At 71.2% G+C, this 14,490-nt stretch carries 12 protein-coding genes and 1 pseudogene; 8 read left to right on the forward strand and 5 right to left on the reverse strand.

Going from position 1 to position 14,490, the window contains the following annotated elements; all coding sequences use genetic code 11:
* The first annotated feature begins 3 nt into the window (after positions 1 to 3).
* Together ACFPIH_RS37880 and ACFPIH_RS37885 are read left to right on the forward strand one after the other, a co-directional pair.
* Positions 4 to 693: a response regulator gene (locus ACFPIH_RS37880; RefSeq protein WP_381187363.1), complete on the forward strand. Its 690-nt coding sequence runs from the start codon at positions 4 to 6 to the stop codon at positions 691 to 693.
* 94 nt (positions 694 to 787) lie between these two features.
* Positions 788 to 2,038, forward strand: coding sequence for a sensor histidine kinase (locus ACFPIH_RS37885; protein ID WP_381187366.1), 1,251 nt, complete (start codon positions 788 to 790; stop codon positions 2,036 to 2,038).
* A 54-nt stretch (positions 2,039 to 2,092) separates the two neighbouring features.
* Here ACFPIH_RS37885 and ACFPIH_RS37890 read toward each other — a convergent pair whose 3' ends face one another.
* Positions 2,093 to 2,794, reverse strand: a complete 702-nt coding sequence (locus tag ACFPIH_RS37890; RefSeq protein WP_381187369.1) for a response regulator transcription factor — start codon at positions 2,792 to 2,794, stop codon at positions 2,093 to 2,095.
* 217 nt (positions 2,795 to 3,011) lie between these two features.
* Here ACFPIH_RS37890 and ACFPIH_RS37895 point away from each other — a divergent pair, with 217 nt between their 5' ends.
* The 5 genes and pseudogenes from ACFPIH_RS37895 to ACFPIH_RS37915 all read left to right on the forward strand — a co-directional run.
* Entirely contained in the window at positions 3,012 to 3,857 is an 846-nt protein-coding gene (locus ACFPIH_RS37895) for a PaaX family transcriptional regulator (protein WP_381187371.1), read from the forward strand.
* A gap of 103 nt (positions 3,858 to 3,960) precedes the next feature.
* Complete coding sequence (locus ACFPIH_RS37900; protein WP_385878514.1) at positions 3,961 to 6,258, forward strand: FUSC family protein; 2,298 nt, start codon at positions 3,961 to 3,963, stop codon at positions 6,256 to 6,258.
* Between the two features lie 112 nt (positions 6,259 to 6,370).
* Complete coding sequence (locus ACFPIH_RS37905; RefSeq protein ID WP_381184273.1) at positions 6,371 to 7,246, forward strand: helix-turn-helix transcriptional regulator; 876 nt, start codon at positions 6,371 to 6,373, stop codon at positions 7,244 to 7,246.
* 302 nt (positions 7,247 to 7,548) lie between these two features.
* Positions 7,549 to 8,466: a helix-turn-helix transcriptional regulator gene (locus ACFPIH_RS37910; protein ID WP_381184270.1), complete on the forward strand. Its 918-nt coding sequence runs from the start codon at positions 7,549 to 7,551 to the stop codon at positions 8,464 to 8,466.
* A gap of 19 nt (positions 8,467 to 8,485) precedes the next feature.
* Positions 8,486 to 8,917 (forward strand): annotated as a pseudogene (locus ACFPIH_RS37915) (helix-turn-helix transcriptional regulator); the annotation flags it as partial.
* A gap of 64 nt (positions 8,918 to 8,981) precedes the next feature.
* Here ACFPIH_RS37915 and ACFPIH_RS37920 read toward each other — a convergent pair.
* From ACFPIH_RS37920 to ACFPIH_RS37930, 3 genes are all read right to left on the reverse strand, one after another.
* On the reverse strand, positions 8,982 to 9,512 hold the full coding sequence (locus tag ACFPIH_RS37920; protein WP_381184267.1) for a cupin domain-containing protein: 531 nt from the start codon (positions 9,510 to 9,512) through the stop codon (positions 8,982 to 8,984).
* A 92-nt stretch (positions 9,513 to 9,604) separates the two neighbouring features.
* Positions 9,605 to 10,657: a phosphotransferase family protein gene (locus ACFPIH_RS37925; protein WP_381184264.1), complete on the reverse strand. Its 1,053-nt coding sequence runs from the start codon at positions 10,655 to 10,657 to the stop codon at positions 9,605 to 9,607.
* Entirely contained in the window at positions 10,654 to 11,658 is a 1,005-nt protein-coding gene (locus ACFPIH_RS37930; protein ID WP_381184262.1) for a C-terminal binding protein, read from the reverse strand. The genes ACFPIH_RS37925 and ACFPIH_RS37930 overlap by 4 nt, the downstream gene beginning before the upstream one ends.
* 666 nt (positions 11,659 to 12,324) lie before the next feature.
* On the opposite strand from ACFPIH_RS37930, the gene ACFPIH_RS37935 reads away from it, so the two are divergent.
* On the forward strand, positions 12,325 to 13,608 hold the full coding sequence (locus ACFPIH_RS37935; RefSeq protein ID WP_381184259.1) for an MFS transporter: 1,284 nt from the start codon (positions 12,325 to 12,327) through the stop codon (positions 13,606 to 13,608).
* 85 nt (positions 13,609 to 13,693) lie between these two features.
* On the opposite strand, the gene ACFPIH_RS37940 is transcribed toward ACFPIH_RS37935, so the two are convergent.
* Positions 13,694 to 14,473: a fumarylacetoacetate hydrolase family protein gene (locus ACFPIH_RS37940; protein ID WP_381184256.1), complete on the reverse strand. Its 780-nt coding sequence runs from the start codon at positions 14,471 to 14,473 to the stop codon at positions 13,694 to 13,696.
* Between the last annotated feature and the right edge of the window lie 17 nt (positions 14,474 to 14,490).

Consider the following 14,490-nt stretch of genomic DNA (forward strand, 5'->3'; position numbering starts at 1 on the left):
GGTGTGGACAGCACTGCGACGCGTGTTCTGATCGCCGACGATCAGGATCTGGTCCGGGCCGGATTCCGACTCATCCTTGACGCCCAGGACGGCATCGAAGTGGTCGGCGAAGCCGCCGACGGCGCACGTTGTGTCGAGTTGGCGCGTGAGCTGCGCCCCGATGTGTGCCTGGTGGACGTCCGTATGCCGAAGCTCAACGGCCTCGAGGTGACCAGACTGCTGGCCGGTCCCGGTGTGGCGCACCCGCTCCACGTCGTGGTGATCACCAGTTTCGATCAGGACGACTACGTCAACACCGCACTGCGCAGCGGGGCTTGCGGCTTCCTGCTGAAGGACGCCACCCCGGCGCTGCTGATCGAGGCGGTACGCGCGGCGGCCCGGGGCGACGCGCTGGTCTCGCCCGCGGTCACGGTCCGGCTTCTCAGACAGCTGGAGGACCAGCGCACGCCATCGGCGTCCTCCCTCGCCGGCCGGCCCGGGTCGCAGCTCAGTGCACGGGAGTTGGAGGTCGTACGGCTGGTCGCGGTGGGCCGCACCAACCAGGAGATCTGCGACACGCTGTTCCTGTCGCTGTCCACCGTCAAGACCCACCTTGGCAAGATCCACACCAAGCTCGGGCTGCGCAACCGGGTGGAGATCGCGGCCTGGGCCTGGGCGAACGGAGCCGTCCCGGCGAACCGCGGACTCACCTGACCCACCGGCGCGAGCCGCGCTGGTGGAGTGTCCGTGCTCAGACATTTTCGCGCAGTGCCCGCCCCGGCCGCACCCCCTGGATACGCTTCGAGGCATGTCACATACGGCGTCCACGCCTCCGTTCCAGCGTGCGCAGCGGCTGGCTCTCGGCGTGTTGGGCCTGGGGCTGGGGCTGCTGTGGGTGCTCGACCTGGTCCTGATCGGCTTCCATGAGCACGCCTCGATCGATTGGCTGCCCCTGGTGACCGGCACGGCCACACTGTGGCTGGCGTTCGGCTCGGAACGGCGGCTGAGCACGCCATGGCGGGCGGGGCTGGCGGGCGTCGGCTCGGCGGCGATGACCGTCACCTCGATGCTGCTGGAGTGGACCCCGCCCGACTGGGGGCTGTTGGAGACGGCGTCCCTGCTGGTCCTGGTCGTCCGCACCTGCCGAACGGTCGAACGGCCCGGCGTCGCGCTGGCGCTCTCGGCACTGCTCGCAGCCGCGGTCATCGACGAACCGCTGCGCACCGAGGGCTCCGGGATCACCCTGACCTATCCCTTCCTGCTGACGTTCGCCGTGGGCGCAGCGGTCGGAACCGGCTGCTTCCTGCGTACCCTGCAAGCACGCCAGGCCCGCACGGTGGCCGCGGTGCGCCTGGCCGAGAGACTGCAACTGGCCAGGGAACTCCACGACTTCGTCGCCCATCACGTCACCGGCATTCTCGCGCAGGCGAACGCCGCCAGTGTGATCCACCTGAGCCAGCCGCAGCAGATCGGGCCCATCCTCAACAACATCACCGAGGCCGGGCAGCAGACGATGGAGTCCATGCGCCGCTTGATCAGGGTGCTGCGCACCGACGACGAAGAGCCCGAGGTACGAGGGCCCGGCGAACTGTTCGCGCAACTCACCAAGCTGGTCAGCACGTTCGGCGACCAGGGCGACGGCTCGGTGGGCCGCCTGGAGGTCACCGCCGCCGCCCGGCGCAGCGAGGTGAGCCCCGAGGTGGGTGCCGCGATCCACTCCGTGGTCCGGGAGGCGCTGACCAACGTCCGTCGTCACGCGCCCGGCAGCCAGGCGACCGTACGCGTCCACCGGACCGGTGACCTGCTGTTCCGGGTCGATGTGCACAACACCGCGCCCCGGGGGTGGGCCGCCTCGCCCTCGGGCGGCCATGGCGGATACGGCCTGATCGGCCTGCGCGAACGCGCCGAGAACGTGGGCGGCACCCTGACCGCCGGCCCGACCAACGACCAGGGCTGGTGGCTCATCGCCCACTTCCCGACGGCCGCCTCCCCCGACGAGGACACCGACACCGTGCAACCGGCTTTCTCCAGCGCGGAGTTCGGACACCGGGACGGGTGAGACGACCGGTCGCCCCGCTCCCCCGAGCGACGTGCCCAGGGGCGGCGCGATACGTCAGGCAGGTGTGGAAGCAGCGGCGCGGCCTGCGTGGGCGGCGGCGTCGAGCCACAGCACCACGGCTTCCGTACGGCTGGAGACTCCGAGCTTGGTGTAGATGGCGCTGAGGTAGTTGCGCACGGTCTTCACGGCGAGAGTCATCCGCGTGCCGATCTCCGTGACTGTCAGGCCGCTCGCCACCAGGTCCATGAGCTGCCGTTCCCGCGGGGACAGCGACGGCCGGCACCGCGGGCCGCCGTTCCGCGCCGCGGCGGGGCGGGCCGCAGTGTGGCCGAGCGCGCCGGAGAGGGCCTCGGTGGCGGCCGGCGACAGCACGGTCAGCCCGGCGGCGGTACTGCGCAGCGCGTTCCGCAGCGTCCGGTCGTCGTAGTCGCCGTCGACCAGGCAGCTGACGACGCCGAAGCCCAGCGCGGTGGCGATCCGCCGCGCTCCCGTGACGGGAGAGAGCAGGAGGACCGGGGGCGCCCACTGGCCCAGTTGCCGGACGAGGTCGTGGGCCCAGTCCGGATCGCACAGCAGGACGACCTGGCAGTCGCCGCCGCTGATCTCCGCGTAGGGCGGCCGTACGTGCCGCAGGACCAGGTCGCCGAACCGGCGCAGCCGCTCGTGCTCCGGCCGGTGGCCGCCGACCACCGACACGACCAGGGGGTCGGGAGGCCGGGCGGCGGGCGCCGGGGCCGCGCACAGTGAGTGAGGCACCGTGTCTTCCTTCCGCCCGGAACGGCGACAACCGCGCGCGGTGTCTCTCCGGGACGCTGGGGAACAGTGCTTCGACTGTCCCGGGCCGGGCGGGGTCGCGGGATCGGCCGTTCGGTCGATTACCGGTGAGTGTGTCGGCCGAAGGTGCCGTGCCGGCACACGTGACGCCGTACCGCCGCGCGCCACCCCGTCGGCGGGCGACCGTAGGCTTGCCGCTGTGGACGACGACATCCTGGACACCTCGGACGGCCCGCAGCCGCGCCCGCAGTCGCTCATGCTCGCCTTCTTCGGCAACCACGTCCTGGAGGAGGGGGACCGTGACCTGTGCGTCTACTCGGGCAGCATCATCGACGTCCTCGGCCGCGTCGGAGTCGGTGAGCAGGCCGTACGGTCCACGCTGACCCGGATGGTCAACCGCGGCCTGCTGCAACGCCAACGGGAGGGCCGCAGGATGTACTTCGGTCTGACCCCGCAGGCGACGCGCATCCTCGACGACGGCCGCACCCGCATCTGGCAGCAGGGCGCGGTCAACGACGACTGGGACGGCTCCTGGACCCTGCTCGGCTTCTCCTTCCCCGACTCCTGGAAACGCCAGCGCCACGACCTGCGCTCACGGCTCACCTGGACCGGGTTCGGCGCGCTGTACAGCGGGCTGTGGATCGCCCCGGGGAACGTGGACGTCGTCGGCGTCGTCGAGGAACTCGGGCTCACCGACCACGTCAGGATCTTCCACGCCCGGGCCGACCGGGCCACCGACATCGAGCTGATGATCCGCGACGCCTGGGACCTGGAGAGCGTCGCGGCCCGGTACGTCACCTTCGACAAACGCTGGACCTCCCACCGGGGAGCAGGCTCCGGCGACGACCCGATCGGGACCCGGCTGCGGCTGGTCAGCGAATGGCTCTGGACCATCCGCACGGACCCCCGCCTCCCCGCCCGGCACCTTCCCCCCGACTGGCCGGCCCGCCCCGCGCAGGAGACCTTCCGGTGCGTCGCCGAACAGACCGCGGCGCCCGCGCTGCGGATGGCACGCGAACTGCTGGAGACCACCCCGTCGCGGTAGACGATCACGCTCTTGGACGTCCATGGTGCGGTTCTCGCCGGATCGGGGAACTCGTCACGCGAGGTATGCCGGACGCCGTGTCGAGAGGAGGTACGCGGTCAACATGGAGACACTCGGCCGAATCCGGGGCGGACGGGCCCTGTCGTGGCTGCGTGACCACGATCCCGAGCTGGCGGCCACCCGGCGTGCCGGGCGGACGGCCGTCGTGATGCCCGCCCTGTTCGCCCTGTGCAGCCAGGTCATCGGCTCGCCGACGATGGCGACGTTCGCCGCGTTCGGTTCGTTCTCGATGCTGCTGTTCGTGGACTTCACCGGCCCCATGGTGCAACGGCTGCGGGCGCACATCGGCCTCGCGGTGGCCTGGGCCGCCCTCATCTGCCTGGGGACGCTCGTGGCGGACGAGACCTGGCTCGCGGTCGCCGTCATGGTCGTCATCGGCTTCCTGGTGCTGTTCTCCGGCGTGGTCAGCTCCGTCCTCGCGGGCGCGTCCACCGCGCTGCTGCTGGCCTTCGTCCTCCCGGTGACCTCACCCGTCCCGTTCTCCGAGCTTCCCGACCGGCTCGCCGGAGCCGGCCTCGCGGCGGCCGCCTCCATGCTCGCGATCGGTCTGCTGTGGCCCCGCCCCGCCGCGGACCCGCTCAGCGCGCCCGCCGCCCGAGTCTGCCGCGCCGCCGCCGGGCAGTTGCGCACCGACGCGTCCCTCCTGGCGGGGGGTCCGGACGCGCCGAACCCGGCGCTGTGCCGCGCCAAGGCCGACGAGGCCTCCACCGCGGCAGCCGACCTGCGCTCCGTCTTCGACGGCACCCCCTACCGCCCCACCGGCCTGTCCACCGGGTCGCGTGCCGTCGTCCGTCTCGTCGACGAACTGACGTGGTTGAGCGGCGTCCTGGCCGACAGCGCGCCCTCTCGCGACGGCCACACCGTGTGCGACGCCGACGCCCGGTCCGTACGACGGGCCGCCGCCACCGTGCTCGATGAGGCGGCCGCGCTGCTCGACGCCCCGCACGGCTCGCCGGACGGGCTACAAAACGCCTCGGAGTGCCTGCGTACGGCCATGGCCGACATGGAACGCAACGCCACGGCCCGACTGCCCGTGCACCGGGGCGGAGCCGGTACGCCGTCACAGGCGCACCCCGTCATCGGCGCCCTGGACCTGTCGTTCCGGGCGCAGGAGCTGGGGTTCGCGACGCTGCAGATCGCCGGCAACGTGGACCGGGCCGCGGCGGCCGAACGCAGGAGCTGGTTCGAACGTCTGCTGGGCGGCGAGCCCGGTGCCGCGACCGAACCACTGGTCTCGGCGCGTGAGCGGGCCGCCGCCCACCTTCGACCGCAGTCCGTCTGGCTGCACAACAGCCTGCGGGGAGCGACGGGTCTGGGCATCGCGGTCGCCCTCGCGAACGTGACGGGCGTCCAGCACTCGTTCTGGGTACTCCTGGGCACGTTGTCGGTGCTGCGCTCCAACGCCCTCAACACCGGGCAGAACGCGGTGCGCGCCCTGGGCGGCACCGTCGCGGGTTCGATCGTCGGCGTCGTGCTGCTGCAGCTCATCGGCGACCACGGCACGGTTCTCTGGTTCCTGCTGCCCCTCGCGGTGCTCCTCGCCGGCATCGCCCCCGCCGCCATCTCGTTCGCCGCCGGCCAGGCAGCCTTCACCATCACCCTGGTCATCCTGTTCAACATCGGCCAGGACCCCGACTGGCACATCGTGCTCCTGCGGATCCAGGACATCGGAATCGGCTGCGCGGTGAGCGTGCTGGTGGGGCTCTTCTTCTGGCCGCGCGGCGCTACGGCGGCGGTCGACCGGGCGCTCGCCGAGGCGTACCGGGACAGCGCCGGTTACCTCGCGGGCGCGGTGGAATACGCCGTCAGCCGCTGCGGCACCACGCCCGCCTCCGCCGATGCCGCGCTGCAAGAACGCCTCGAAGCCGCTGCCGCCTCGCGCAGGCTCGACGACGCCTTCCGCAGCTACCTGGCCGAACGCGGCCCGAAACCGGTGCCCCTGGCCGAGATGACCACCCTGGTCACCGGCATCGTGGGGCTGCGCCTCGCGGCGGACGCGGTGCTCGGCCTGTGGCAACGCGCCGGCGAGCAGCAGACCGAGCCCGACCGCACCGATGCGCGCCGCGTCCTCGTGGGCGCGGTGGGCCGCGTCTCCGGCTGGTACCGGGACCTGGCCGCCGGCCTGGGCGAGAACGTTCCCGTCCGGGATCCGCTGCCGCGCAATCCCATGGCCGAAGCCGAGCTGGTCGAATCCCTCCGCCGTGAACTCAGTGACGAGCACGGGCAGGCCACGGACACCGCCGTACGCATCATCTGGACCGCCGACCACCTCGACGCCGCCCGCCGCCTCCAGCCGAGCCTGGCGGCCGCCGCGGGGGCGGGGGTGGGCAAGCCGTCCTGATCCAGGACGGTTTCCGTCGTGCAGCCGTCGGCGGCAACTGGTAGGGGCCGGGCCCTCGCGTCGTATTCACCGCAGGTCACAGGGCGCCTATGGTGCCTGTCACACTGGAGGCATGACACGCGAGCAGCCGGTCGGCAGCGGCGACAGCACCGAGCTGGGGCGCTTTCTGCGCGCCCACCGCATCAGGGTGAGTCCCGAGGACGTCGGGCTGACCGCCGGCCTCGGGCGGCGCCGCACGCCCGGACTGCGCCGTGAGGAACTGGCCACGCTCGCCGGAGTGAGTGTCGACTACTACGTACGCCTGGAACGCGGCAAGGAGATCCACCCCAGCCCGTCCGTGGTCGACGCCCTCGCCCGCGCCCTCCGCATGGACCGGGGCGAGCACGACCATCTGCGGGACCTCGCCGCATGCGCCGCCGGCACCATGCACCGGCCGTCGGCCTCGCCGAGCCGCTCCGTGCGGCCCGGGATCAAGCTGCTGCTGGAGAGCCTGCGCCCCAACCCCTCGTATGTGATCAGCCGGACGACGGACCTGCTCGCCTGGAACGCGAGCGGGCTGCGCCTGTTCCCCGGGATGGAGAAGTGGCCGGTCGGGAAACGCAACATCGCCCGCTACATCTTCCTCCACCCCGCAGCCCCCGCGCTGTTCGCCAACTGGAACGAGCAGATCCGTGCGTTCGTCGGCAGCCTGCGATCCCTGGCCACCACTGACCCGGGCCTTCCGGGGCTCGCCCGGCTCACCGACGAACTGCTCCTGGAGAGCCCGGAGTTCGCCCGTCTCTGGGAGCACTTCGACGTGAAGTCCCGCGGCCACGGCCACGGAACCTTCCGCCACCCGGACGTCGGCGACCTCGCGCTCAGCTATCAGTCCCTGCGGGTGGACGGCACCCAGGGCCATCGACTGGTCACCCATTACGCCGAGCCCGGAACCCCCGCCCACGACGCCATCGTCCTCCTCGACATGGACGCGTACCAGCACACCGCGTAGCAGCCAGGCGGGCCACATCACCCTCGACGTCAACGGTGACGACGATCGTGTCGCGGTCGGGGAAGGGCGCGCCCGAGTCGAGCGTCATCACGAAGAAGCCGAGCAGCACGGACGGCCTGTCCGAGGTAACAGAACTGGACACCGATGGCTCTCCTGATCACGAAACGAGTCCTCGGTACGGAATGTGTTCCTCAACCGCCATCCAGCCTGCGCGGGAGCGCTGTTCGGGGGTGTGAAAGGCCCCTCACATCCGGCTCACCTCGCACATGGATCTGGCACACCCCGCCTGCAAGACTGGCCCCATGGCACGTGAGCAGCGCGACGGCAGCACCACCGGTAATGGCAGCAACGGCACTGAGCTGGGGCGTTTCCTCTTCGCCCATCGCAGTCGCGTGACACCCGAGCAGGCGGGCCTCCCGGCCTGCTCCGGGCCGCGCCGCACGCCGGGGCTGCGCCGTGAGGAGCTGGCCACCCTCGCCGGCGTGAGCATCGACTACTACTCGCGCCTGGAACGCGGCAAGGAGGCCCGCCCCAGCGCGTCCGTCGTCGACGCGCTCGCCCGTGTCCTGCTGCTGGACGAACGCGAGCACAAGCACTTGCGGGACCTCGCCGTGTGCGCCGCCCGCCCCGCCGCGCCGGAACCCCCGACGGCGCCCACTTCGTCAGTGGGGCCGGGGGTCAGACTGCTGCTGGAGAGCCTGCGGCCCAACCCCGCGGTCGTGGTCAGTCGCACGATGGACCTGCTCGCCTGGAACCCGGGCGGGCTGCGGCTGTTCGTGGGGATGGAGCAGTGGCCGGCCGAGAAGCGCAACGTCGCGCGCTGGGTGTTCCTCAACCCCGGCGCCCGCACGGTCTTCGACCACTGGGACGAGCAGATCCGCGCCTGCGTCGGGCGCCTGCGCGCCCTGGCCGGCACCGACCCGGACGCCCCCGACCTTGTCGGGCTCGTCGACGAACTGCTCACCGAGAGCCCGGAGTTCGTACAGCTCTGGGACCGTTACGACGTACGGGCACACACCCACGGCAGCAAGACCTTCCACCTCCCGGACGTCGGCGACCTCACCCTCGACTACCAGTCCATGCAGCTGGAAGGCGCCCCCGGCCACCGGCTGGTCGCCCACTACGCGACCCCCGGCACCCCCGACCACGACAAGATGCTCCTCCTCGACATGACCGCCACCGGACCGGCCTTGAAACCCGCGGAGGAAAAGCAGAACTGAAGCGGTCCGCAGCGGCGCCGTGCCGGGGTGCGGGGTTCCGGGGTGCGGCAGGGCACCCACGCAGAGGTCGCGGCGGCAGCAGACTGGAAGCATCGGTCTGACGGCCGGTGCCTGCCTGCGCCGTACGCCCGGGCTGCGCCGCGAGGAACTGGCCACCCTGGCCGGGATCAGCATCGACTACCACGTCCGCCCGGAGCGCGGCAAGGAGACCCGGCCCAGCGCCTCCGTGGTCGACTCCCTCGCCCGCGCCCTCCTGCTGGAGGACGACGAGCACGAGCACCTGCGCGGCCTGGCCGGCACCGAACCCGACGCCCCGGACCTGACCCGGCTCGCCGGGTAACTCCTTCTCAGGAGCCCGGAGTTCGCCCGCCGCTGGGAGCGCTACGACGTCACCGGGCACTCCTTCGGCCGCAAGACCTTCCACCACCCCGAGGTCGGCGATCTCACTCTCGGACACGACGACGGCCGTGAAGGACGAGCCCACCTCTCCCCCACCCTGACGGCCTCCCTGCCCGTCAGCCGTCGCGTTCCGTGCCGACGAGGACGAAGGCCACCGTGGCCGGTTGGCCGCTGTGGTTGCGCCAGCCATGCCGGGTGCCGTTCTGGATCACGATGTCCCCTGCCGAGAGACGGGTGCGGTGGCCGTCGTCGAGCTCGAGGACGATCTCGCCCCGCAGCACGATGCCGTAGTCCACGGTCGGCGTCGTGTGCATGCCGTCGGGCTCGATGAGCTCCGCGATACCGGGCGAGTCGGCGCGCTGCTCGCGGTCGAAGGCGACGGGGTCGAACGCCGGGTCGGCCATCGCGGTGTCCGGCGGGAAGGTCAGGACGATGAACCGGGTGCCGCCGGGCGCCGGGAGCAGGCTGGTCACCTTCGGCGTGGGATCCTCCCCGGTCCGGCCGACCGGTTCGCCGGGTTCGGTGGCCCAGGGAAGTCGGGACACCCAGCCCGGCAGACTGGTGAACTCCCGGCTGCGCGGGACGGGGCCGTCGCTGACGACGACCGACCTGCCGTTCTCGTCGTGGCCGGTGACGACTCTGCGCATGCGTCTCTCCTCGGTCGGGTCAGGGGTTGGTGGAACCCGTCGTATCGGTGGGATGTGTCCGGTCCGCCGGCGGTCCCGTCGCATCGGGTGGGTCAGTCGGGCCGGCCGCTGCCGGGCTCGGCCGGGGCATCGAGCGCGGTCGCCCAGGCGTCCAGGGCGTCCGTGACCGTGTAGGCGGGTGCCCGGAGCAGGGACGATGCCACCGTGCGGACGAACAGCCGGTGCCGGTCGTCGGTGAGGTACTCCACCGGGGACTTGCCGTCCACGCGTGCGAGCAGCAGCGCCGGCAGCAGTGACGCGGCCCGCGACTCGAGGGCCGGCCGGGGCTCCCAGTCGACGCACCGGACGTACTCCTCGGTCAACGCCCGTGCGGAGAGCAGGAGTTGAGGACGCCGCTCGGGCACCACCAGGCTCTTGAGGAGCAGATGGTTGACGCAGAAGGCCAGGTCGAAGGCCGGGTCTCCGTACCAGGCGCACTCGGCGTCCAGCAGCACAGGTCCCATCGGGCCGACGAGGATGTTCTTGGGGCTGACGTCACCGTGCACCAGGGCCAGGTGGGTCGTGGCCGTACGGTCGGCGAGGCCCTGGAGGGTGTCACTCAGGGCGGGGTGTGCGGCGGCGGTGGCCAGCAGGTACGGCTCGATGCGCAGCGCGTGGAAGTTGTCGTCGGTGGCGAACTCCGCGGCGAGGGCGGCGTCGCCGGCGCTCGCCGCGTGCAGGGTGCCGAGCAGCGCTCCGACGGCCGCCGCGGTCGGCACCCGCACCTCGCCGTGCAGCAGTTGCGCCTTCCACACGGGGTAGTGCTCGGGGGGCAGGAACGCCATCGCGAAGAGGCCGGCTTCGGGGTCGTGGGCCAGCAGTTCGGGCACGCTGTCCGGACGGTGCCGGGACGCGAACCGCATCCACGCCCATTCGTAGGCGTTGCGCGACACCGGCGCCTGCCAGTCGGCGGCGACCTTCAGCTTGGCCAGGGCGCGTTTGACGCAGAGGGAGCGTCCCGGCAGGTCCACTCGCCACAGATCCGACGAGACGCCGCCGGCCAGCGGCGTCCAGCGTGCGGCTTCGCCGGGTCCGGCGAGTCCGTGGGCGGTGAGGAAGTCGGTCAGCGCGGGTTCCGGGCTCGTCTGCTCGGGGGGCCGGCTCATCGACGGTGCTCCGACCCGGCGGGCAGACCGCGGGGAGCGTTGCGGGCGTGGGCGGGTGCCTCGCCCGCCAGGGTCCGTACGACCTCCTCGGCGGCGCGGCGGCGCAGTTCCGTGACCGAGGCGTCGGAGGAGAAGGCGATGTGCGGGGTGAGGAGAGCGCCCGGCTGCTCCAGCAGCCCGGCGGGGACGTGGGGTTCGGTCTCCAGGACGTCGAAGGCGGCTCCGTCCAGGTGTCCGCTGTCGAGCGCCTTGATCACCGCGTCGGTGTCCACCAGGCCGCCCCGGCTGACGTTGACCAGCAGGCCCCCCGGGGGCATCAGTGCCAGCTGCTCGGTGCCGATGATGTGGTGGGTGCCGGGTGTGAGCGGCACATGGAGGATCACCACGTCGCTGCGGCGCAGCAGCTCCTCCAGGCCCACCATCTCCGCTCCGGGGGCGTCCTTCGGCGGGTAGGGGTCGTGGGCCAGGATCCGGCAGCCGAACGCGCCGAGTTTGCCGACGGTGGCGCGTCCGATGCGCCCGTATCCGACGACGCCGCAGGTCAGCGTCGACAGCCGGCGCAGCCGGGCGCCTGCGGGGTCCCACCGGCCGGCGCGGACCTCCCGGTCGGACTTGGCCAGGCCGCGCGTCCAGGCCAGCACCATGCCGACGGCGTGGTCGGAGACTTCCTCGACGCAGTAGTCCGGAACGTTGGTGACCCAGACACCGCGCTCGGTGGCGGTGTCCACGGCGATGTTGTCGAGCCCGACGCCGAGCCTGGCGACGATCCGCAGGTCCGGCGAGGCGCCGATCGCGGTGGCGGAGACGGGGGCCCAGCAGGTGAGGATCCCGGCGGGCCGGTGCTCGGCCACGAGCTCCTCGATCGCCTCGGCGGAGGCGGGATCGGCGGGGCCGGTCACCAGGGTGTGGCCCGCCTCCTCGATGACCGATCGCTCGACGGAGTCGTCGGGCCAGGCGTAGTCGGTGAGCAGCACGGTGCCGGGGCGGCTCGGTGGTTTCATGGCAGGTCGTCCTCGCAGAATCGTGCGGCCGCGGTGGACGGCCGGGCGTCACGCCCGGTCGCGTCCGACGAGCGGGTCTGATCGCCACCCGGAAGGGCGGCCGTCGGCGTGTCCGGTGGCCGTCGGCCGCCATGGGCGGGATGGAGGGGGTCGCTGGGCTCGGGTCGGGTGTCGCCGGCGCTCACCGACTTGTGGTCGGTGCGGGCGCCGCCGTAGGTCCCTGGAACGGGTCACGAGTTGCCGGGGCACGTCGAATCACTTTGTCACAGCCACGCGATGCTAACGATAGCACTCACGGTGTTCGACACGTCAAGCCAGAGTCACGCCGAAGAAATCCGGTGTTCACACCTTGACGCGCCGGATATTTCCCCCTCATGGTTTCTGCCAGCGCCGACCGTGTGACCGACGAGTGTCCGCACGAGGTCCGGCTGTCGAAGACGCCATAGCCACGGACGTCCCCGACGGGCGATATACGGCTGAATTCCGCATGCGGTGTCCGACCGCGCGGCAGCACGCGTCGCTCCCATTCCATCGGTCGACGACGGCATCGCCGTCGCCGTCCTGAGTCCGTGTTCAGCTCACCGCTTCCCGTCATCGCCCGTACGGCCCCGTACGGCGATGGATCCGCCGCGGCCTGCCGTGGCCCATTCCTCCTCAGGAGCCGCCATGACCCACGCAGCGCAAGTCGACACCGGCACGGTGCCCGCAAACGACACTCAGGAAAGCAGCCGTGCCCCTATTTCCCCCCTCATGATCGGGGTGGGATTCCTGCTGGTGGTCCTCTCCTACATGGTCAACGCGATGGACCGCCAGGTCTTTCCGCCGCTGCTGCCCAACATCCGCGCGGAGTACGGGTTCTCGCTGGAGCAGGGCGGCCTGCTGGCGACGAACTTCACCCTCGGTATGGCGCTGGCAGGCCTGCCCGCGGGCTATCTCCTGGACCGCTTCCGCCGCAAGACCGTGCTGCTGGTCAGCATCGTGATCTACTCCCTGGGCACGATGGCCACGCCCCTGGCCACCGGTCTCGCCGACATGACCCTCTACCGGGTCGTCTCCGGCTTCGGGGAGGGCATGCAGTCCGCCGCCATCTTCGCGGCGATCGGCGCCTTCTTCACCCACCGGCGCGGACTCGCCTTCGGCGTCATCGGCATGGGCTACTCCATCGGCGTGTTCATCGCCCCGCTCATCGGCGTCCGGCTCATGAGCGCGCACGGCACCTGGCACTCGCCCTTCTACCTGTTCGGCACGGCCGGGCTGCTGATCGCCACCGCCTCCCTGTTCCTCGTGAAGGCCGGTCTGACCGAGCGCTCCGCCGAGAAGACCGTCTCCACCAGGACCTACGAGTACATGCCGGCCTCCGCCTACAACCGCAACACCCTCGCGCTGGCCGTGCACTCGGTCGTCAGCGGTGTGGCCATCTACGGGTTCCTCGGCCTCTACCCGACGTACCTCATCACCTCGCTGCACTACACCGCCGAACAGGCCGCACTGGCCATGAGCCTCCTCGGCTTCGGCGGCATGCTGGGCGTGCTCGGCGGCTGGCTCGGCGACCGTGTGAACCAGCGCAACCTGCTGATCCTGAGCATGGTCGCCATCTCCGCCATCAGCGTGTGCATCTACGAGGCGCGTCCCGGAATCGGCGTGCAGTACGCGCTCGCCTTCCTCATGGGCGCCTTCGGCCTGGGCTTCATCTACCCCAACACCAACAGCGCGATGCAGCGGGCCGTCCGGCCCGAGCAGATCGGACGCGCCTCCGGTCTCTTCGTCACCAGCTACTACGGAACAGCGGCGTTCTCGGGCCTGCTCTTCGCCGCCCTGGTGGACTCCTTCGGCTGGAGCGGGGCCGGACTGCTGCAGGTCACGGTCCTGCCGCTGGCCGGTGCCCTGGCGCTGGCGTTCGTCCGCCCCGCGCAGTTCAACAACGCGGCTCGCGGGCGGGCCGGCCAGTGAGCCAGAGCTGACACACCACAGGGGCCTGCCCACCGCCGAGCGGTGGGCAGGCCCCTGTGCGTGGCCGTCCGGCTGGCATCCGCAGTCAGAGGCTCTCGGCCACGACCGGATTGCGCAGGACGCCGATGCCCTCGATCTCCACCTCGATCTCGTCCCCGGGCCGGATCGGACCGACGCCGGACGGCGTGCCGGTCATGATCGCGTCCCCGGGCAGCAGCGTCAGATAACGGCTCAGATAGCTGACGAGGTCGGGAACGGTGAGCAGCAGGTCGGCGGTGCTCGCCGACTGCATGACCGTGCCGTTCACCCGGGTCGTCAGCGCCAGGTCCGAGGGGTCGAGTCCGGTCGCGATGACCGGCCCGAGGGGAGCGAACGTGTCCTGTCCCTTGCCGATCAGAAGCGTGCCGAACGCGCTTTCCCTGCGCTGGACGACACGGTCGCTGACGTCATTGCCGCACGTATGGCCGAGGATGTACTCATGGGCCTCGGAGGGCTTCACATGGCGGGCTTCCTTTCCGATGACAACGACCAACTCGCCTTCGAAATGGATGAGTTCACCACCAGCCGGATAGACGATGGCATCACCCGGTCCAATCACCGCGGTGCTCGGCTTCATGAAGCACACGGGAACATCCGGAACCTCACGTTCGGTCTCGTCCACGTGTGAGGCGTAGTTGTAGGCGAACCCGAAGATCCGGGGTCGTTCGAGCGGCGGGAGAATGACCGCCTCGCCGACTTCGTCGACGTGCCCCGTAGGGGTGAGTCCGGTGAAGGGATCACCCTGGAATCTCGCGATCCTGGCGTCACCTGATTCCAGCTCTCCATAGTGACGCACACCGCCGACGGCGTACCTGACGATCCGCACGGAAACCTCCGCAACTA

The sequence above is a fragment of the Streptomyces vulcanius genome, from assembly GCF_042653945.1.
Classification (GTDB): Bacteria; Actinomycetota; Actinomycetes; order Streptomycetales; family Streptomycetaceae; genus Streptomyces; species Streptomyces mangrovi.

What these genes read in the sequence shown, in the direction of transcription:
- ACFPIH_RS37885 (WP_381187366.1), top strand. Translation starts at nt 788, where the DNA reads ATGTCACATACGGCGTCCACGCCTCCGTTCCAGCGTGCGCAGCGGCTG.
- ACFPIH_RS37900 (WP_385878514.1), top strand. Translation starts at nt 3,961, where the DNA reads ATGGAGACACTCGGCCGAATCCGGGGCGGACGGGCCCTGTCGTGGCTG.
- ACFPIH_RS37905 (WP_381184273.1), top strand. Translation starts at nt 6,371, where the DNA reads ATGACACGCGAGCAGCCGGTCGGCAGCGGCGACAGCACCGAGCTGGGG.
- ACFPIH_RS37910 (WP_381184270.1), top strand. Translation starts at nt 7,549, where the DNA reads ATGGCACGTGAGCAGCGCGACGGCAGCACCACCGGTAATGGCAGCAAC.
- ACFPIH_RS37920 (WP_381184267.1), bottom strand. Translation starts at nt 9,512, where the DNA reads ATGCGCAGAGTCGTCACCGGCCACGACGAGAACGGCAGGTCGGTCGTC.
- ACFPIH_RS37925 (WP_381184264.1), bottom strand. Translation starts at nt 10,657, where the DNA reads ATGAGCCGGCCCCCCGAGCAGACGAGCCCGGAACCCGCGCTGACCGAC.
- ACFPIH_RS37930 (WP_381184262.1), bottom strand. Translation starts at nt 11,658, where the DNA reads ATGAAACCACCGAGCCGCCCCGGCACCGTGCTGCTCACCGACTACGCC.
- ACFPIH_RS37935 (WP_381184259.1), top strand. Translation starts at nt 12,325, where the DNA reads ATGACCCACGCAGCGCAAGTCGACACCGGCACGGTGCCCGCAAACGAC.